The organism is Cyclobacterium plantarum (genome assembly GCF_011290685.1).
Taxonomy (GTDB): Bacteria; Bacteroidota; Bacteroidia; order Cytophagales; family Cyclobacteriaceae; genus Cyclobacterium; species Cyclobacterium plantarum.
In genome coordinates, this window is sequence record NZ_JAANYN010000003.1 from 46,836 (window position 1) to 67,392 (window position 20,557).

Sequence of the window (20,557 nt, forward strand, 5' to 3'; positions counted from 1 at the left end):
TAAATTTGATGCAAGTTAAATCAGAGAGCTAAGTCAGGCAATACCCCGTTCAGGGTATTTATTTTGCATTTAAAACAAAATAAAAGCCAGTCCCCAGGGAACTGACTTTTATTTTCAGATAAATTGTGATGGATCAGGCTACTTTTTTCTTTGGTGCCGGTGTCGGGGTATCCGGGTCTTTGGTCAATTCCCGCTTCATCAGATCGACTACTACCGGAGTAGCGATGTAAATGGAAGAATAAGTACCAACCAAAACTCCGATCAATAAGGCGAAGGAAAATCCTCTCAACACCTCACCGCCAAAAATTAACAAGACCAATACCACTATAAGGGTGGTGGCAGAAGTAATCAAGGTCCTGCCCATGGTTTGGTTAATGGCATCATTGAACATTTTTACCAGCTTGCCGGTACCCCGGTTTTCAATGTTTTCCCTGATCCGGTCAAATACAATCACCGTATCGTTGATGGAATAACCGATTACCGTCAGCATGGCAGCTATAAATACCTGGTCGATTTCAAATGTGGCTCCAAAGGCACTTGCAATGGCAAAAGCTGCCACCACAAACAAGGAATCGTGTATCAAAGCCACGATGGACGCCAAAGAAAATTGCCATTTTCTAAACCTCAGCAGTATGTAGAGGAATATGGCTACCAATGAAAAAAACATGGCCTCCAGGGAAGAGTTTTTGATATCATCAGCAACCGTGGCACCCACTTTATTGGAACCGGTGATGGCAAAAGCCCCATCAGACATTTGCGTGGCATCCTCAATAAAGTTGAAACCGGTCACACTGGCAATACCCTCTTTAATTTTGTTTTCCACCTCCCTGTTGGCTTCCTCGTTGTCTTCATTGACAAGATAAGAGGTGGTTACCTTTAGAATATTGTTTGCCCCATAGGTTTTCACTTCCACAGATCCGGCAAATTCATTGTCCAGACCCACTTTTAGTTCAGAAGCAGGCACAGGTTCATTAAATTCCACGATGTAGTATCTTCCACCCGTAAAGTCCACTCCAAATTTTAAACCGGAAGTGAGCGCCAGTATCATACCTATGATAATTATGGAAGTTGAAATCAGGTAAGCTATTTTTCTTTTGCCCAGGAAATCTATATTGAGGTTGGACAATAAGTTCCTGGTGAAGGGGGTGGCAAAAGCGATGGTACTCTTTTCTCCTTTTTTGCTCATCCAGTACACAATTACCCGGGTAATAAATACAGCGGAGAAAAAGGAAGATGCAATACCGATCATTAACACAATCGCAAAACCTTTGACAGGTCCCTGACCTAGAGAGTACAATATAGCACCGGTAAGAAAAGTAGTGACATTGGAGTCAAGAATGGCACTAAATGCCTTATCATAACCACTGCTAATCGCCTGCAATATGCCTGCCCCGTTTCTCAATTCCTCCTTGATTCTTTCAAAAATCAGTACATTGGCATCAATGGACATACCGATGGTCAGTACAATACCTGCTATGCCTGGAAGCGTAAGTGCGGCACCCAATTGAGCCAGAATACCCAGTATAAAGAAGATGTTGAAGAGCAAGGCAGCAATGGCCACCAAACCGCCCTTGGAATAGTAGGCTACCATAAACAACACTACCAGGACCAAACCCGCAATCATGGAATTGATACCTTGATTTCTTGCCTCCACGCCCAGCGTGGGCCCGACTATCGCTTCTTCAACTATGTTGGTAGGCGCTGGTAGTGTACCGGATTTAAGAATATTTGCCAGATCCTTGGCTTCTTCCATGGTAAAATTACCCGTGATTTCCGATTGGCCTGAAGGAATTTCACCCTGTACCGTAGGAGCAGTATACACGTAATTGTCCAGGACCACCGCGATTCTGTTGCCTATGTTTTCTGCAGTCAGTCGTCGCCAGTTTCTGGCTCCTTCAGCATTCATTTGCATGCTAACGGCAGGCCTGGAAGTTTGATCCAGGGATTGCCTTGCATCTGTAATCACATCGCCTTCCAAAGGTGCCTGATCTGTTCCTCTCGGTGCTTTGATGGCATGCAATTCCAATAACTCCATTTCATCCTGGACCTGAGGTTTAACCGACCACATGAAGCGAATGTCTCTAGGCAACAAGGCCTGCACATCCTCCCTATTGAAAACACGATTGATAGTCATGGTGTCCCTCACTTCGTAAACAAGGCCATAATTGGCTTTCAATAGAGAAAAGAGAGGAGAAACATTGGTTCCCAAAGAGTCAGTTTCGGAGCCGCCTTCAGCCAGTTGCCTGGCCAGATCACTTTCCAAATCGGTGGTATCTGCCAGGGCATCAGTATCTGCATCGGTTGTATTTGTCTTTTGGCTCGCCGCCTCTTCCACCAAAAATGTATTGACTTGCTGTAAGGCATCGCCATATTGGTCTATTTCAGCTACTTCCCAAAATTGAAGTTTTGCCACTCCCTGTAACAGACTTCTTACCCGCTCTGCATTGTCTACACCAGGAAGTTCGATTTGAATCCTTCCGGTATTTTGGATCCGCTGAATATTGGGTTGCGAGGTACCAAAGCGGTCAATCCGCGTTCTTAGAATATTGAAAGAGCGGTCAATGGCATTTTCCACTTCATCATCGATGATATTGAGGATATCCGTATCAGAAGATTCCAATGAGATTCGGCCCCTGTTTGCCGCAGTGGCAAAAATGGTGTTCAGCTGCCGGTCACCGGCCAGTTCTTGCCATGCTTGATAAAAGAGATTGACAAACAGGTCATTTTCGGTTTTTGCCCGCTCTCTTGCCATTTCTACTGCCTGGTTAAACTCCGGGTCCTTACTTCCTCCGGCAAGGCCTTTTACAATCTCTACAGGAGACACCTCCAGGGTCACATGCATGCCTCCCTGTAAATCCAAGCCCAGCCCCAGCTCTGTGTTTTTTACTTCCTGATAGGTAAATGGAATGCCCAGAAAATTATACACGGGCTCTCTCCATACAGAGTCCAGATATGTTTGCCTTTTGTCAAAGTCTATATTGCCCGATTCGTCGGTTGCATAAGTAGTGGCTTTTTCCTGAACACTGTTGGATACCAGGGTAAAGGATAGATAGTACAGGCATAATCCCGTAATGACCACCGTTAAAAAAACGATAATACCTTTGTTTTTCATGGTTATTGATTAATTATTTGTTAACTAAGGAAAGATCTACGTACCCTTGGCTAATCCGCAGGATGTAGAAATAATGGAAAGAAAAAGATTTGCTTAGGGAGCATTAACCGAAATGATCTGCTCAAAAAGTATTTCAAATAAATGATTGTAAGATGGTTCTACGTCCAGGTAAAAATTTACTTTGGGGCTTTCAGCTCCGGCAATCTCATAAATAAAGTGGTAGGCATGGTCAAAAACAACCAAAACAAAGGGTACCACTGCATCAATGGCCGTATGGATGAAAGTTTGGTCCCCACTCTGAGAAGGCTCCTCTTCCTGAGCCCCATTCAGATCTAGTTGTATGTCAACACCGGAGGAATTTACATCAATATCTACCGCAAATTGAGAGGAAGAAACAAAGACACAAAAGAGCATGACCACTAGCAGTGTCAGCCTTTCACGTATCAACTTATTATGTTTCCAGTCATTTACCATGGGCCGCAAATATAAAAAAGAATTTTCAAAAAAGTGGTGTTATAGTAAATAAATTAAATGAACAAAACTATTGCTAATCAGTATTTTAGCAGAGAATGGACCTGAGTAAAACCACAAATAACCTGTTTTACCAGAAAAAGTTCCTGTCTTCTTAACCTGCCTACTTTATTTTTTCCCTTAAAAATATTTTAATTACCTCCAGTGCCCTTTCAAAACCATGGTTATTGGGGACGATCAGGTCAGCGTCATGTTTAAAGGGAGCAATGTACTTTTCGTAGGTAGGCATTACATGCCGCTCATACCGGTACAAAACATCATCCAGGTCATATCCCCGCTCCACTTTATCCCGGACGATCCTTCTCTTCAGTTTGATATGGTCTTTGGCATCAATATAAACCTTGAGATCCAGGAGGTTGGCAAGTTCCGGATAGTACAGTACAAAAATGCCCTCCACCACCACCACAGGTGCCGGGTTAAAGTTCAGTATTCTCGGTTTCTTATTGGGGTTATTAAAGGTATATTCCTGCCGGGTAATACTTTTTCCGCCCTGAATATCCCGGATATCTGAAGCATACTGTTCGAAATCAATGGAATGGGGGGTGTCAAAATTATGGATGCCCCTTTCATCCAGGGGCTGCAGGTTTCTTGGCTTGTAATAGTTGTCCTGGGAAATCAAACAGACCTGTTCAGGCTCAAAGGCATGGAGCAATTTATCCAGAAAGTGGGTTTTACCCGAGGCGCTTCCGCCGGTAATGCCTATGATATAAGGTTTATTCATCTGCTTATAAATATTTCATAATGCGCACTTGCTCTTCTGTTGGCAAACATTTTCGCTTTTCCGGGGCCCGGTTTAATCTGTATCAACCGGTAATTTGGATTCCAATTCCAGCTATGGTTAAGCATAATTTTTTGCTAAAAAGGCCGCCAGTTGCCTCACCGCTTTTCCCCTGTGGCTGATGGCATTTTTTTCGGGCATGCTCAATTCCGCAAAAGTTTTTTCATAACCATCAGGCTGAAATACCGGATCATAACCGAAACCCTTACTGCCGGATCGATGCCGGATGATTTTTCCTGTTGCTTTTCCCTCAAAGGAATAGGATTTTCCCTGAATAATCAGGGCAATGACCGTTCGAAAAGCCGCTTTTCGGTTTTCTTTTTGCTCCATTTTTTCCAGCAGCAGGGTAACATTTCTTTCATCGCTCCTGGGCTCACCTGCAAATCTTCCCGAATAAACACCCGGTGCCCCATCCAGGGCTTCCACTTCCAGGCCGGTATCATCTGCAAAACAGTCTACCCCAAAATGGTCTTTCACATACCGGGCTTTCTGAAAGGCATTGGCCTCAAGCGTATTACCAGTTTCAGGCAATTCTTCTAAGCACCCGATATCGGCCAATGAAACAATTTCGAATTGATCACCCAAAGCAGCCCTGATTTCTTCCAGCTTTTTGGGATTATTGGAGGCAAAGCAAATTTTCATAGGGTGAAATTAAAGGAGCTTTTTGAAAATCCCTCCATTGTTTGGTTTTTTTTGTCCGGGCAAAATACCTGGCATGGATTGGTAGGGAAAAGTAAGCAGGGAACTTTGCCTTCTTACGTAAGTTTTCCTGGATTGAAAAGCAAAAATTAATCCTCAACAGGGATCAGGGAGACCAGCTTCTCCAGTTGTGTTTGGTCAATCTGGTCAAAATCTGCCAGTTTATCGGAATCTATGTCCAATACCCCCATGACCTTTCCGGATTTCAGAAGGGGCACTACAATTTCTGAGCGGCTGGCAGCACTACAGGCAATGTGCCCTGGAAAAGCTTCCACATCAGGGATTAGCTGGGTTTGCTTCGTTTCCCATGCCTTGCCGCAGACGCCCTTACCATAACCTATCCGGGTACAGGCCAGCGGGCCCTGAAAAGGCCCCAGGACCAACTGCTCATTTTTTACCAGGTAAAATCCTACCCAAAAAAAACCAAAAACCTCCTTTAAAATAGCTGCCATGTTGGCCAGATTGGCAATCAGATCTGTCTCTCCTGAAAACAGGGCTTCTAACTGGGGGGCCAAAGCTTCGTATTTTTCGGTCTTGCCGGAATCGGATGGAACTACAATATTTTCACTCATGATTCATGTAAACTTCTAAAGTGTCAGTTTCTAAAGATTGGCGTATTTCGGGATAGCCCGGGATAACAGGAGCCGGAATACCCAGGCCAAATCGAAGGTTTCCGGTAAAAATCCTGGCTTCATCCCACAGTCCCTGCCGGATAAAGTCCTGCAACAAGGCAGCACCTCCTTCCACCAGCAGACTTTGCACCCTCTTCTGATGCAGGTCTTCCAAAAGAGCCTTGAGGTCAAAATGCGCATCCACCTGTATCCATTGAGTTAGCCCGGTGGTTTTATCTTGTCTTTGGTTGTATACAAGCGTCCTTTGGGTACCATCAAAGAGGTTTAGTGCCTGTGACAGTCTGAGATTTCTGTCGATCACCACTCGGATTGGATCTTTACCTGTCCAATCCCGGACATTCAGGCGGGGATTATCATAATGGGCGGTATGCGTGCCCACCATAATGGCATCCTCCTCTGCCCGCCAGCGGTGGACCAGCTGCCGGCTCAGGACCGAACTGATCCATTTGCTGTCGTAATTCGTCCTCGCAATAAACCTGTCCAGTGTTTGTGCCCATTTTAACAAGATGTAGGGTCGTTTTTTTTCCATCCTGGTAAAAAACCTGCGGTTTTGATGCCTTACTTTTTTTTCCAAAACACCTGTGACGACTTCAATTCCGGCATCCTGCAGCAAGGAAATTCCTTTTCCGGCTACCAAAGGGTTGGAATCCAATGCGCCGATGACCACTTTTTTTAACTGATGCCTGGCAATCAATTCGGCACAAGGGGGTGTTTTTCCATGGTGTGCACAGGGTTCTAAAGTAACATAGAGCGTTGATTCCTGTAGCAGATTTTGATCTTTTACAGCTTTGATGGCATTTGGTTCCGCATGGGCCTCTCCATACCGCTCGTGGTAGCCTTCCCCAATGATTTTATCCTGGTAAACAATCACGCAACCCACCATTGGATTGGGGCTGACCTGTCCTTCACCAAGAGAAGCAAGGTCGATTGCCCTTTGCATGTAGGCGGCATCATCTGGAATAGCCTGCGAAAAGAATTGGTTCCGGGAATCCATCAGGGTAATTGGGGTCTGAGTGTAATGGTTGGAACAGTCAGTAGGGTATCTGCTTGTACCGAAACGTTAAATGCGGTATCCTTGTAAATTTCAGGAGCATAAATAGTGATCTGATAGTCATTGGGAGGAATTCCCTGTAAATAAAATCCCCCATTGGATCCGGTAAGGGTTGTCAGGGTATCGGTATCACTGCGGACATAAACATGCGAATTGACATTTCTTGGTAATATGCTGCCGCGGATTACCGCAGTTACTCCGGACTCAAATGCCCGGATCCTGGGGTCCAGCTGGTAATTGCCCCCGCTGCTGCGGACCACCGAGCGTGCCAGGTCAAAATCAAGGTAAATATCGTATGAATTGCCGGGCAAGGCGTTTACATTGATGTCTATTTCTAATTTATTTTCAAAATCCGAATCCTTGTCCAGGTCAATTCGTATTTCATCCTGGATCAGGTACAATTCATTCCCCAGCAGAAGTCTGATTTTTGAAACCATGCCTGACTGTATTTCAGTTCTTCCTATCAATAACCTTTCCTCATTGACCAGATCACTTATCCGCACCATATTGCTTGCAGCCTGGTAGGGTAAGTGGATCCAACTGGCATTTTCAGCACTGCCCCTGCTACCAGCAGGCAATATTTCTACGCCCAGAACTTCTATCCAGACCTGTTCGAAATCTCCGGGGGCATCCACCAAAAGTATATTGACCAGGGAACGGTTTTCTGAAGCAGCATTATCACAAGCCATCAATAGTCCGGAAAGTATTGTTACTCCTAAAATCAAATGTGTTATTTTCCTCATCTCCATTACGATTGTCTTCCCATGCAGTAATCCTGAATTTTTCAAAAAGCACGCATTGCATTCCCCTTTATTCCTGCCATATCCTGCTATCCTCGGTGATATACCACCGCCCTTTTCCCGCTATGGTGGAGGGAGCAGAAATTTTAAACCTGCTTTCACTGACTTCAAAGGAAACATCTTTTAAGTCACTTTCGACACCCAGTTCGCTGCGATGCTTACTGTAATGCCCTGTGCTGGCAAAAAGTTTCCGCTGTGCCTCATAAAATTTTCTCAATTCGGCCTTTACTTTTTCGTCGGGATGTATCTGAAATGAAGCTGTACCTTCCCCAACTGTGATTTCTGAGAATTGCACATATCCCCAGCGTTCGGGAATATGCATGTTGATCGGGCCCATGGCAGACCAAACCCAGTTGTCTTCAGGATAGGTTTTGCCGGTTTCAGGATTTAGTTTCTTTTTATAGCCATTTCCTTCTGCTTCGATTTGCCATTGCACCCTGGAAAAATTTATTTTCCAGTGTTCACCCGGCTCAGGGGCTCTGTACCGGGGTCCTGACTGAGAAAGGCTTTTCCAGGGAATGGCCATTTCCAGGGCCCAAAATTGATCGGTATCTGAAGGATCATTTAAAGTACCTTCCAGATGCACGGCATATTGAAAATCGTTGATGTTCCAGCCGTTGATGGGTTTGCCGCCATTTTTGTAGGGACGCGTCATCAGAAGGTCCCAGAGGGTTCCCAATGCGTTGATTTCAATTTCGTAATAATGGTGAGTGTCCCCATCCGGGTCGATAAAAATTTCAATGTCATTTTCCTGGAAAATAACGGATTCCCTTTCAGTGTAGGTGGCCCAGAGATCGGACTCTTCCAAATGGAAGGCTATATAAAGGTTTTCTTTGTCCCACAACATTTTCATTCGGGTACGCTGTACTGGTTCTGGAAATTCCTTTCCCCGAATATCCAGAAATGGATCCGACCAGGGAGCTTTTTGCCAGGCCGATTCATCAAGCAGGCCATCCATGGTTAAATTTTCCTGAACCTGGTAGGCCAGGTAATTTCTGGGTTGGGGGATTTCCTGTGCCCCTGCCGACAGACAGGTTAAAGTGGAAAACAAATAAGCCGTAAATATTCTAATCATATAACGCTACTCTACATAAAGGGAAAACAAATATACAACAAGATGGGAAATGATATTTTCATTTTAAGACAATGCGTTTCCAAATAATATCATTTCGTCCATTTGACTTTATAAGCAAATATTCAGGAATGCTCTTGTATTAACATCTTTGAAATACAAAAGCAGGAGGAATGTTCATACCAGATTTTCCCCGTTGATCTTACCAAAGACAGGTATGCGTAATTTTACGCTTGCTTTCCCAAATAAAAAATAGTAAATATGTCTGGTTTTAAAGTATTTTAAATAGGTGAATAGATGCTTTAATGTAGGTATATTAAGTAGGAGAATTGGTAATGAACAGAGGTAAATTGAGTAAAAATTGGATAATGATTTTTCTTTTTTTTGGCAGCGCATTTTTTTCATGTAGTCAGGAAAATAAAACGGCTGGTAATACAGCCAAAATCAAAGAATTCCCGGTAATAAAGGTGGTGGCCAAAGATACCATTTTGCACAGGGATTATGTGGCAGATATCAAAGCCATCCAGAATGTGGAATTGAGGGCACGTGTTAAAGGTTTTCTCGAAACGGTGTTTGTGGATGAAGGAAAGCAGGTTAAAAAGGGACAAATCCTTTTCAAAACCAACGATCAGGAGTACAAGGCCGATCTGGCCAAGGCAAGGGCAAACCTGGAAAGTGCCAAAGCCGAGGCCAAAGTAATGGAGTTTGAGGTGGAGCGGCTTAAGATCATGGTGGATAACAATGTGATTTCGGAATCCGAATTGAACCTTACCCGTGCCAAATATGATGCTGTGATGGCCAAAATTGAAGAAGCGAAATCCGCAGAAGCCAATGCAGAGGTACAACTTTCTTACACAGAAATCAGAGCCCCATTTGATGGCATTACAGACAGGATACCCCTTAGAACAGGAAGCCTGATTGATGAAGGCAGTCTACTGACTACGGTATCCGATGTAAGTTCGGTACATGTTTATTTCAATGTTTCAGAGCGTGAATACCTGGAATACATCAAGGCCAAGGACGAAACGGCTGAAAACAATGTGGTAGAGTTGGTTTTAGCAGACGGATCGCCTTATCCATATAAAGGATTGATCGAAACCATGGAGGGTGAGTTTAATGCCAACACAGGTTCTATTGCTTTCAGGGCACGGTTTCCTAATCCCAACAAAATATTGAAGCATGGATCTACAGGTAAAATCATCCTGACCAACCGTGTTCGAAACGCCATCATCATACCCCAAAAGGCCGTATTCGAAATACAGGACAGAAGTTTTGTTTATGTGGTGGGTGATGACAATCAGGTGGAGATGAGAAGTTTTATTCCCAGGGCGAGGTTTTCTCACTATTACATTGTGGAATCCGGTCTGGAAGCAGGGGAAAGCCTTGTTTTTGAAGGCATACAAAACATCAAGAATGGTATGACCATTCAGCCGAAAATTGTTGCTTCTGAGGAAGAGGCAGATCAATCTATTCCGGAGGACAATGCAGTGGCCGAAGTAGTACAGACCCCATAAGAAAAATCCATCATGTTTAAATTATTTATAAAGCGGCCGGTTTTATCTCTGGTCATTTCCCTATTTTTTGTGCTATTGGGCTTGTTGTCCTTTTTCACGCTTCCTATAGAATTGTTTCCGGATATTGCTCCGCCCTCAGTGGCTGTAAGGACGAAATACCGAGGAGCCAATGCCGAAGTCGCAGCAAGAACGGTGGCAACCCCCTTGGAGAAAGTAATCAATGGGGTGCCGGGAATGACATACATGACCTCCGTAAGCAGTAATCGCGGTACGGTAATCATTAAAGTATATTTTGAAGCCGGTACCGATCCTGACCTGGCTGCTGTAGAAATTCAAAACCGAATCTCAACAGTAGTTAACGAGTTGCCTGAGGAGGCTATTAAAGCTGGCGTGACGGTCGAAAAACAGGTGGAGGGTTTGCTCATGTATATCAATGTAGCCAGTGAAGACCCTTCCCTGGATGAAGCATTTATTTATAATTTCACGGATCTTAATGTTTTGCAGGAACTCAGGCGGGTGGATGGAGTAGGTTTGGCTGAAATCATGAGCACAAAGGATTACTCCATGAGGATCTGGCTCAAACCGGACCGGATGACGGCCTACAAAGTTTCTACGGATGATGTCGTGGAGGCCATTAGAAATCAAAATGTGGAAGCCGCTCCAGGACAATTGGGTATCAGTTCTGGCAAGGACATGCAGATGCTGCAGTATGTGTTGAAATACAGCGGAAAATTTTTCGAACCCAAGCAATACGAAAATCTGGTTATCAGGGCAAATACGGATGGTTCGGTATTACGGCTCAAGGACATTGCAGAGGTTGAATTTGGTAATCTGAATTACGGGAGGATAGCTAAAATGGATGGTCGTCCTGCAGCCTCGGTAATGGTAATACAAAGGCCGGGTTCCAATGCAAGTGAAGTCATCGCCAATGTCAAAAAGAAAGTAGAGCAAATAAAAAACAATACTTTTCCGGCTGGAATGGATTATAAGATTTCTTATGATGTGTCCCGTTTTCTGGATGCCTCTATTCAGGAGGTTTTGGTCACCCTGGTGGAAGCATTTATTCTGGTTTTTATAGTCGTCTTTATTTTCCTGCAGGATTTTAGATCTACCCTGATCCCAACATTGGCTGTACCCGTAGCCCTCATTGGTTCCTTGTTTTTTATGCAATGGTTGGGATTTTCTATAAACCTGCTGACCTTGTTCGCTCTTGTGCTTGCGATCGGTATCGTGGTGGATAATGCCATTGTAGTGGTGGAAGCCGTCCACGCCAAGATGGAAAAGGAAGGTCTGGCGCCCAGGGCGGCCACCTTTGCCGCTATGAAAGAAATCAGTGGTGCCATAATTGCCATTACCATGGTAATGTCTGCCGTATTTATTCCGGTAGCTTTTATGTCTGGACCGGTTGGAATTTTCTACCGGCAGTTTTCTCTGACCCTGGCTTTTGCCATATTTATTTCAGGTATCAATGCACTTACCCTCACCCCGGCCTTATGTGCCATCCTTCTTCAAAACCATTATGGTCAGGAGAAAAAACGGACCGTTTTGCAGCGTTTCTTCGATTGGTTTAACCGTACCTACCATTTCTTCGAGGGCAAATACTACCAATACATTACCTATATAGTCCCCAGGCGAGGCATTACAACTTTTATTTTGGTGGGTTTTTTCGTGGCTACCTGGGGGATCAGTAAAATACTTCCTACCGGATTTATTCCCACGGAGGATCAAAGCATGGTGTATGTCAACGTGACCACTCCGGCAGGTGCTACCGTGGAAAGAACAGAAAAGGTGTTGGACGAATTGATTCAAAACCTGGAAGGCAATGAGGCTGTTGAATCTGTTTCCAGCCTGGCGGGTTATTCCCTAGGGAACGGGCTTTCAGGTGCATCTTACGGGATGGCCATGGTTAACCTGAAGTCCTGGGATGAAAGGAAAAATCTTCCCATCCAACAATCACTGGATGAATTCAGGGCTTTGACTGAAGGCATATCAGATGCCAAAATTGACTTCTTTTTGCCTCCTACCGTTTCTGGGTTTGGAAATTCCAGTGGGTTTCAAATGAAGGTTTTGGACCAGACAGGTACTGGAAACCTCGACCGTTTGGCTACCATCACCAACGAATTGATTGAAGAACTGGAAGCGGCACCGGAGATAAACAATGCCTTTACGGATTTTGATCCTACTTTCCCTCAGTTTCTGGTGAAAATTGACCAGGATATGGCTGCCAAGAATGGGGTAACCATAGCCAAAGCCATGAGTACCATGCAGGTTTTACTGGGGGGTATGTATGTATCTGACTTTGTGCGTTTTGAGCAGATGTACGATGTAATGCTGCAGGCAGGGCCTCAATACAGGGCTCGGCCGGAAGACGTGATGAATTTGCATGTCAAGAACAATGTGGGAGAAATGGTTCCGATTTCTTCTTTTCTTACCATGGAGAAAGCTTACGGTCCGGAACAGTTGACCCGTTTCAACATGTACAATTCCTCTACTGTTAAAGGAGCTGCAGCTCCGGGTTATAGTAGTGGAGATGTAATCGCTGCCATTGAAAGGATTGCCTCAGAAAAATTACCCCAGGGATATGGCCACGACTGGTATGGCATGTCCAGGGAAGAAGTGGGATCCGGTAATCAGGCCATCGTTATTTTCCTGATTTGCTTGCTGTTTGTTTACCTTATTTTGTCTGCCCAGTACGAAAGCTTTCTATTGCCTTTACCCGTGATTTTATCCCTCCCGATTGGGGTTTTTGGTGCATTCTTCGCATTATACGTTCTGGGCTTGCAAAACAATATCTACGCACAGGTGGCACTGATCATGTTGATCGGACTCCTGGGAAAGAACGCCATTTTGATTGTGGAATTTGCCATTCAGAAAAGGGATGCCGGACATGGCGTAATACAGGCAGCAGTAGAAGGTGCCGTGACAAGGCTCCGGCCCATTTTGATGACATCCTTTGCTTTTATTGCGGGCTTGCTTCCGCTCGCCATGGCCACCGGGGCAGGTGCTCTGGGCAACAGGTCCATTGGTACTGCCGCTGCAGGAGGGATGTTGATAGGTACCATTTTTGGATTGATCGTCATCCCCGGGCTTTACGTGATCTTTGCCCATTTTACCTTTAAAAAAATTAGTTCCGAGCCGGAACCTGTCTTTAAGGAAAAGGAGGCTCCAGTATCTTTTTCGAATAATTGAACGAAAAAATTCATGTTTTTACGTAACCAGTATTATTTGCGTCTTATTGCAGCAACCTGCGCCCTTTCTCTGGTATATGCCTGCAAAAGCATAGAGGTACCACAATTACCCGAAATGGAACCGTTGCCGGAAACTTTTCTGGACATAACAGATTCGTCCAGCATAGGTGATATCTCCTGGGAGGAATTTTTCAATGATCCCCATTTGGTTTATCTCATTGAAGAAGGTTTGGAAAACAACCTGGACCTGCTAACTGCCCTGGAACGGATTGAAATAGCCCGTACCCAATTTCGGATTAGCAAAGGCGCCATATATCCTACCATGGATGGCATCGTGCGGTACAGATCGGGTGATATCCGGCCCAATTTGCTGGGAGGAACCATAAATGGAGACAGGAATGTGGTCAATCGGCTCGAAAACAATTTTATTGGATTTCAAAGTACCTGGGAAATTGACGTTTGGGGCAAGCTAAGGGACAGAAAGGAAGCCGATTTTGAAGCGTTTCTGGCGACAGAAAAAGGAAGGCATCTCCTGGTTACCAATATTGTCGCCGAAATTGCCAAGTTGTATTATGAACTTTTGGGAATGGATATTGAGCTGGAGACCATAGAGCGGAACATAGAATTTCAGGAAATGGCCTTAGAGCTGATAAAGATCCAAAAAATGGCAGGCAGGGCCACAGAGTTGGCTGTTCAACAGTTTTCAGCCCAGCTACTTTCTACCAAAAGTCTGGCTTTTGAGAAACGGCAGGAAATCATTGAAACGGAAAATTACCTTAATTTCATGTTGGGCAGATTTCCGCAGCCCATTAGCAGGGCCTCTTCCCTTTTGGAAATCAAACTGCCCTACGGCATGGAGGTGGGTATTCCTTCCGACATGCTGCTCCGCAGACCGGATATACAACAAGCCGAACATGAACTCCGGGCGGCCAACTACAATGTAGAGGCTGCAAGAAAGGAATTTTTCCCTTCTTTTAGCTTTACGCCTTATGTGGGATTGAACGACCGGAGTCTACCCGCTGCCTTGAAAATGCCAGGAGGCCTTACCATTGGCTTGCTGGGAGGATTAACCGCACCCATATTTGCTCAAAACAGGATTCAGGCAGGGTTTGACAAGGCCATAGCTTCAAATAACATGGCCCTCTACAATTACCAGCAACGGATTTTGGATGGTTACCGGGAAGTGATGAACAAATTGCAGCGGATTGATAATCTGAGAAACGTGTATAGCCTTCGTGATGAGGAGACGGCTGTGCTGCTGAATGCCGTTTCGACATCCAATGAGTTGTTTAGGGGAGGATATGCCACCTACCTGGAGGTTATTACGGCCCAGTCCAGGGTTCTGGAAGCCGAATTGAGCAAAACCAATACGAGAATCCAGATGTTCCTGACGGTAGTGGACCTGTACCGGGCTTTGGGAGGAGGTTGGAATTAGGCTGGAAAATCTTTTTCCCCAGCCCTTCACTTTGTACTTTTGACACCAAATGATGAACTGGGAAAAATTACTATTGCCCGAAGGCTTACAATCGGCTGATGCTGACAAACAGCGGAGCCAATTTGAAAAGGATTATGACCGCATTATTTTTTCGGCACCCTTTCGAAACCTGCAAGACAAAACACAGGTTTTCCCTTTGCCCGAAGATGATTTTGTCCATACGCGGCTGACGCATAGCCTGGAAGTTTCCAGTGTAGGCCGTTCATTGGGAAAATCGGCCGGGAAGTTCCTGCTGGAAAAATACCCTGAGTTGGCAGCCAAAGAATTGCAACCATTTGATATTGGGGGGATAGTGGCAGCGGCAGCTTTGGCCCATGATATCGGCAATCCCCCTTTTGGGCATGCCGGAGAGGAAGCCATTTCAGATTTTTTCAGGTTTCACGCACAGGGGCAGTTGTGGAGGGACCAGTGCGATGAGAAGGAATGGGAAGACCTCACCCATTTCGAAGGAAATGCGCAGGGTTTTCGCATGTTGGTCGACAAAAAAAACGGCATTTTTATCTCCGCCCCAACACTGGCTGCTTTTACCAAATACCCCAGACCATCCTGGGCAAAAGCCGGCGGCCAAAATCGGCGTAGCCAAAAGAAATTTGGTTTCTTTACCAGCAATTTGGAGAATTATGCACAATTGGCAGAAAAGATGGGTATTTCCCAACTTTCCGAAGACTGCTGGCTTAGACACCCACTTGCTTTTCTGGTGGAAGCTGCAGACGATATTTGTTACAGTATCATAGATCTGGAAGATGGTTGCACCCTGGGATTGGTTTCTCAGGAGGAAACCATTTCCCTTTTGGCCAGCATTATCGGTGATAAATTTGACCCTGAAAAACTGGAAAAGTACGGCAGCAACAGGCAGAAACTGGCCATTATGCGGGCCATGGCCATCAACCAACTGATTCAGGAGACAACATTGGTTTTTGAGGACCTGGAGCCCCAATTATTGACCGGAGATTTTGACCAGGCCCTCACCGATATTATTCCCTCTGCGAAGGCCCTTACAGCTATTACCAGCCTTTCTGTAAAGCAAATTTACCGCTCCCAACCGGTACTGGAAAAAGAAGCCGCAGGTTATCAGGTATTGGAGGGACTTTTGGAAACATTCGCCGGAGCACTCCATGCCCATCATTTCCAGAAGGATAAATTTTCGGGTCACCACAGAAGCATCCTCAGACTATTGCCTTCCTCCTCAAGGCTGAGAGAAAAGCATGCGGCCAACGTCATAGTAAGGGAGCTTTTGGATTTTATTTCCGGAATGACAGACAAGTATGCCCTTTCACTATACCGTAGGGTCAAAGGGATTGCCCTACCAGGTCATTAGAAAACCCCGGATAAAATTCTCTGTGGAAAAACCTGTGGATAACTCCATCTAAAGCTGTTTAAACCCGCTATTTTTATATGTCAATGTGCTCTATTCTCCCCAGGTGGTTAGCACCAGTTTTCTGCGACCGCCATGATTTCGGAATTCGCCCAGATAAATTCCCTGCCAGGTGCCCAAATTAAGTTTTCCACCGGTTACAGGGATTTGAACCGATGAACCGAAAATACTTGATTTTAGGTGTGCAGGCATGTCATCAGGGCCTTCATAGGTGTGGATAAAATGTGAATAATCTTCCGGAACAAGGTCATCTACAAAGGTATCAAAATCCTTCCTGACAGTAGGGTCGGCATTCTCATTGATGGTCAACCCTGCAGAAGTATGTTTGATCCAGACTTGTAGCATTCCTGACTCTATATTTCGTAATTTGGGGAAGTTATCCACAATTTGTTCTGTGATCAGGTGAAAACCTCTTTCGAAGGGGGGCAAAACCATTTCTTTTTGAAATATTTTCATTGTTAATAGCTGCTTTTGATGGTTTCTCAAAGATAAAAAATTTAAGAATACCTATTATTTCTTTATATTTAAGGCTAAACCATTAAAACCACTGAAAAATGAAAAAATTTATATTATCCACCTTTATATTTGCCCTGATAGGAGCCATGCAATTTCCTCTTATGGGTCAGGAGATGACCCGGTTGTTGACGCTGGAGGATGCCCAAAGAATTTCTGATGCTGCAGAAGCCAGAGCCAAACAGGACAATTGGAATGTGGTCATAGCCGTACTCGATGCCGGAGGCCACCTGATTGCTCTTCGCCGGATGGACGGAACCCAGATTGGAAGCGTAGATGTGGGCATACAGAAAGCATCAACGGCATTGAAATTCAAACGCTCCACAAAGGTCTTTCAGGATGGCGTACAGGCGGGGAATGTGCACATCATGAGCCTGGAGGGTGTGGCAGCAGTGGAAGGAGGGCTTCCCATCAAATCCGGCGATCATGTGATTGGATCCATAGGAGTCAGTGGTGTAACCTCCGCCCAGGATGGCATCATCGCTGCAGCAGGATTGGCCGCATTTGAATAAATTTCATTGAAAGAAAGGATAAAATAGCCCGTACAGGCTGTTTTTTGTTTATGCAAAAAGAAAAAAAATTACCTTCTAAACTCCCTTACGTTGGAACCACCATTTTCACCGTGATGTCCAAACTGGCTAGTGATGAAGGGGCTTACAATTTATCCCAGGGATTTCCCAGCTTTGATTGTTCACCAAAATTGACCGAGCTGGTAAATCATTATGTAAAAAACGGATATAACCAATATGCCCCAATGAGCGGGGTTCCTGCTTTCAGAGAAAGCCTTGCCGAAAAAACCAGTCAGGTTTATGGAATCGATTATGACCCCGAGGCTGAGGTGACCATTACTTCGGGGGCTACCGAAGCGATTTTTTGTGCCGTAACGGCAGTGGTCTATCCGGGCGATGAAGTAATCGTTTTAGAACCTGCCTATGACAGTTATGTGCCAGCCATAGACCTGAATGGGGGAATTCCCATATATGTTGCCCTTGAAGCGCCTGATTTTAAGATAGACTGGGATGCAGTGAAAGCCAAAATAACGGATAAAACCAAAGCGATTATGATCAATACGCCTCATAATCCGGTGGGCACTGTTTTCAGCAAGGCAGATCTTGATTCCCTGGCCAATCTGGTAGAAAATACGGATATATATATCATCAGCGATGAGGTGTATGAACATATTGTTTTTGACGGGGAAATACACCATTCCATGATGACTCATCCGGTTTTGCAGGAGAGGACCTTTGTTTGTGGATCAGTAGGCAAAACGTACCATACCACGGGATGGAAGATTGGTTATTGCCTGGCACCAAAGGCACTTTCCAGGGAGTTCAGAAGAATTCATCAATACATTACCTTCAGCACAGTAACACCCATGCAGTATGCCCTGGCTGATTTTTTGAAATTACCGGAGCATTACCTGCATTTGGGTGAGTTTTATCAAAAAAAGAGAGATCGTTTCAATGAGGCATTGAAATCCTCACGTTTTACCTTTAGCCCCTCCAAAGGAAGTTTTTTCCAGGTCGTTTCCTACCGCAACATCACAGAGGAGTACGATTATGACCTGGCTATCAGGCTTACAAGGGAATCTAAAGTTGCTTCGGTACCCGTATCCGTATTTTATAAGGACAAGAAAGATGATAAATTATTAAGGTTTTGTTTTGCGAAAGATGATGACATTCTGGATAAAGCAGGGGAGATCCTTTCTAAACTTTAAAAGATTATAATTATGCTAAAATTAGGTTTTGTAAGTGCCATTTTACCAGAAAATAGTTTCGAAGAAGTCATTGATTTTGCCTCAAAAGAGCAGTTTTCCTGTGTGGAGATCATGTGTTGGCCCAAAGGAAAAGCCGAAAGACGCTATGCCGGAGTGAGCCATATCGATGTGGGATCTCTGGACGATGACGCGGTCCGGCATATCAGGAATTACCAAAGAGAAAAGGGAGTTTTTGTGTCAGGATTGGGCTATTACCCCAATCCTATGGAGCCAGATGATAAAAAAGCCCAGGCTGCGATTACCCATATCAAGGCAGTGATTGATGCTGCTGAAAAATTGGCTATTCCTGTTGTAAACACGTTCATAGGGAGGAACCCTTCTTTGAATATCGATGATAATTTAAAAATATTTGCGGAAAGATTTCCGGAAATAGTGGCCTACGCATCCAAAAGAGGGGTAAAAATAGGCATTGAAAATTGTCCTATGTTTTTTACCAATGATGAGTGGCCTGGAGGAAAAAACCTGGCCATCTCTCCTGCGGTTTGGGAAAAAATGTTCGACCTTATTCCGGACCCTAATTTTGGATTAAACTATGATCCTTCGCATTTGGTCTGGATGCAGATGGATCCTGTCCTGCCCCTTTATGAATTCAAAGATCGCTTACACCACATACACCTGAAGGACGTCAAAGTATACCAGGAGAAACTCAATAGAGTAGGTATTCTTGCGAATCCTTTGGAGTATCATTCCCCCAAAATCCCCGGACTGGGAGATGTGCCCTGGGGCAGGTTTTTTGCGGCACTTACCGACGTAGGCTATAGGGGCCCTTGTTGCATAGAGGTGGAGGATAAGGCATTTGAAAAATCCGAAGAGGATGTACGGATTGCCATACTGACTTCAAGAAACTACCTGAGACAATTTATTCCCTTTGATTGATCAGATGGTGAGCATATTGGGATTGGCATCTGCAATGGTTTCTTTGGTCCAGTTTTTTTCGTCTTTTTCCAATTTCTCCTTTTGGTCTTCCTGACCATTACCGGGATTAAGGATCAGGTGGATAAAAATGGGAAAATGATCGGAGGATATGGATGGGAGACGTTTGATTTTCTTAAGCTGAAAGTGTTTGGAGTGGAATATATGGTCCAGCGGCCAGCGAAGCAGGTTGTGGTCGGCATGAAAGGTATTGTAAAAGCCTCTGCCTTTCCTGGGGTCGAGCAGACCGCTGATTTTTTGAAACAAACGCGTGGTCCTGGACCAGGCCACATCATTCAGGTCTCCGAAAACCAATACCGGCAAGTCCGCCTCTTTTACATTTTTCCCCACGATGAGTAGTTCCGCGTCTCTGGGCACAGAAGTATCGCTTTCTGTTGGACTGGGAGGCTCCGGATGTACACAATGTATCTGGACTTTTTTTCCGGAAGGCAGGACCACTTCTGAATGAATGGAAGGGATATCATCTTTTACCAAATAATGGACTTTGGTGTTTTCCAGGGGCAGGTTGGAATACAGGTGCATGCCGTAAAGGTTGTCCAGAGGAATTTTCACCTGATGAGGAAAGTCTTTTTCAAGGGTTTCCAATTGTTTTTCCCACCATTTGTCGGATTCAAGGGTCAAAACAAGATTTGGCTGGTAAGACTTTACCAAATCGATTAACTTATTTGCCTGTCGGTTAGGTGTCAAAACATTGCTTACCAGCATTGAAATACCATTTTCCCTGTCAGTTCCCCGAAAGCGTTTGACTTCTTTTTTGGCAAGAATGGTATAGGGATATATTTTTTTTGCCTGGAAAATAAAGCTAATAATGACCAAGGCTAAAAGTGCCAGATTCCAGGCATGAAATTTTAATGGAGGAATAAAAAACAGGACCATGGCGATAAAAGCCAAACTTAAAAGTTGAATTCTGGGAAAATCAAATACCCTTATCCACCAGTTTCCCAATTTAATTTTGGAGGCGATTACAGCCAAAATACAAATAATGCTTAGGGTAATTCGGGCAATGTTAAGGGCCGTTTCCATTGAGATAAATGATTTAATCGGTTGTGAAGGCACTTAATTTTGTAATAATCTACAATATATGCGA

At 44.6% G+C, this 20,557-nt stretch carries 17 protein-coding genes; 7 read left to right on the forward strand and 10 right to left on the reverse strand.

Features of this window, described 5'->3' with window-relative positions; genetic code table 11:
• Positions 1–133: 133 nt before the first annotated feature.
• From secDF to G9Q97_RS08250, 8 genes are all read right to left on the reverse strand, one after another.
• The gene (gene secDF, locus G9Q97_RS08215; RefSeq protein WP_166145450.1) at positions 134–3,112 is read right to left on the reverse strand and encodes a protein translocase subunit SecDF; all 2,979 of its coding nucleotides are present in this window, start codon (positions 3,110–3,112) and stop codon (positions 134–136) included.
• A gap of 93 nt (positions 3,113–3,205) precedes the next feature.
• Complete coding sequence (locus G9Q97_RS08220) at positions 3,206–3,586, reverse strand: hypothetical protein (RefSeq protein WP_166145453.1); 381 nt, start codon at positions 3,584–3,586, stop codon at positions 3,206–3,208.
• A 160-nt stretch (positions 3,587–3,746) separates the two neighbouring features.
• A complete protein-coding gene (gene udk / locus G9Q97_RS08225; protein WP_166145456.1) occupies positions 3,747–4,364 on the reverse strand; it encodes a uridine kinase in 618 nt (205 codons plus the stop codon).
• 117 nt (positions 4,365–4,481) lie between these two features.
• Entirely contained in the window at positions 4,482–5,063 is a 582-nt protein-coding gene (locus tag G9Q97_RS08230; protein WP_166145459.1) for a non-canonical purine NTP diphosphatase, read from the reverse strand.
• Between the two features lie 146 nt (positions 5,064–5,209).
• On the reverse strand, positions 5,210–5,692 hold the full coding sequence (locus G9Q97_RS08235; RefSeq protein ID WP_166145462.1) for a GAF domain-containing protein: 483 nt from the start codon (positions 5,690–5,692) through the stop codon (positions 5,210–5,212).
• Complete coding sequence (gene ribD, locus G9Q97_RS08240) at positions 5,685–6,746, reverse strand: bifunctional diaminohydroxyphosphoribosylaminopyrimidine deaminase/5-amino-6-(5-phosphoribosylamino)uracil reductase RibD (RefSeq protein WP_246255524.1); 1,062 nt, start codon at positions 6,744–6,746, stop codon at positions 5,685–5,687. Before ribD ends, G9Q97_RS08235 begins: the two co-directional genes overlap by 8 nt.
• Positions 6,746–7,546, reverse strand: coding sequence for a DUF4382 domain-containing protein (locus tag G9Q97_RS08245; RefSeq protein ID WP_166145465.1), 801 nt, complete (start codon positions 7,544–7,546; stop codon positions 6,746–6,748). Before G9Q97_RS08245 ends, ribD begins: the two co-directional genes overlap by 1 nt.
• 67 nt (positions 7,547–7,613) lie before the next feature.
• Positions 7,614–8,678: a carbohydrate-binding family 9-like protein gene (locus tag G9Q97_RS08250; RefSeq protein WP_166145468.1), complete on the reverse strand. Its 1,065-nt coding sequence runs from the start codon at positions 8,676–8,678 to the stop codon at positions 7,614–7,616.
• A gap of 365 nt (positions 8,679–9,043) precedes the next feature.
• On the opposite strand from G9Q97_RS08250, the gene G9Q97_RS08255 reads away from it, so the two are divergent.
• From G9Q97_RS08255 to dgt, 4 genes are read left to right on the forward strand one after another with little or no spacing between them, the layout of a single operon-like run.
• Entirely contained in the window at positions 9,044–10,189 is a 1,146-nt protein-coding gene (locus G9Q97_RS08255) for an efflux RND transporter periplasmic adaptor subunit (protein WP_246255525.1), read from the forward strand.
• 12 nt (positions 10,190–10,201) lie between these two features.
• Positions 10,202–13,378 carry an efflux RND transporter permease subunit gene (locus G9Q97_RS08260; protein WP_166145474.1) on the forward strand — a complete coding sequence of 1,059 codons (3,177 nt, stop codon included), beginning with the start codon at positions 10,202–10,204 and terminating at the stop codon, positions 13,376–13,378.
• A gap of 12 nt (positions 13,379–13,390) precedes the next feature.
• A complete protein-coding gene (locus G9Q97_RS08265) occupies positions 13,391–14,812 on the forward strand; it encodes a TolC family protein (protein ID WP_166145477.1) in 1,422 nt (473 codons plus the stop codon).
• Between the two features lie 49 nt (positions 14,813–14,861).
• Positions 14,862–16,190, forward strand: a complete 1,329-nt coding sequence (gene dgt / locus G9Q97_RS08270) for a dGTP triphosphohydrolase (RefSeq protein WP_166145480.1) — start codon at positions 14,862–14,864, stop codon at positions 16,188–16,190.
• 90 nt (positions 16,191–16,280) lie between these two features.
• On the opposite strand, the gene G9Q97_RS08275 is transcribed toward dgt, so the two are convergent.
• Positions 16,281–16,703, reverse strand: a complete 423-nt coding sequence (locus G9Q97_RS08275) for a secondary thiamine-phosphate synthase enzyme YjbQ (RefSeq protein ID WP_166145482.1) — start codon at positions 16,701–16,703, stop codon at positions 16,281–16,283.
• Positions 16,704–16,801: 98 nt separating this feature from the next.
• Between G9Q97_RS08275 and G9Q97_RS08280 the strand changes: the two genes are divergently transcribed.
• The 3 genes from G9Q97_RS08280 to G9Q97_RS08290 are packed head-to-tail and all read left to right on the forward strand — an operon-like array spanning position 16,802 to position 19,413.
• Positions 16,802–17,272: a GlcG/HbpS family heme-binding protein gene (locus G9Q97_RS08280; RefSeq protein ID WP_166145485.1), complete on the forward strand. Its 471-nt coding sequence runs from the start codon at positions 16,802–16,804 to the stop codon at positions 17,270–17,272.
• A gap of 50 nt (positions 17,273–17,322) precedes the next feature.
• A complete protein-coding gene (locus G9Q97_RS08285) occupies positions 17,323–18,477 on the forward strand; it encodes a methionine aminotransferase (protein ID WP_166145488.1) in 1,155 nt (384 codons plus the stop codon).
• Between the two features lie 12 nt (positions 18,478–18,489).
• Positions 18,490–19,413, forward strand: a complete 924-nt coding sequence (locus tag G9Q97_RS08290) for a sugar phosphate isomerase/epimerase family protein (RefSeq protein ID WP_166145491.1) — start codon at positions 18,490–18,492, stop codon at positions 19,411–19,413.
• On the opposite strand, the gene G9Q97_RS08295 is transcribed toward G9Q97_RS08290, so the two are convergent.
• Positions 19,414–20,493 carry an endonuclease/exonuclease/phosphatase family protein gene (locus G9Q97_RS08295; RefSeq protein ID WP_166145494.1) on the reverse strand — a complete coding sequence of 360 codons (1,080 nt, stop codon included), beginning with the start codon at positions 20,491–20,493 and terminating at the stop codon, positions 19,414–19,416.
• Between the last annotated feature and the right edge of the window lie 64 nt (positions 20,494–20,557).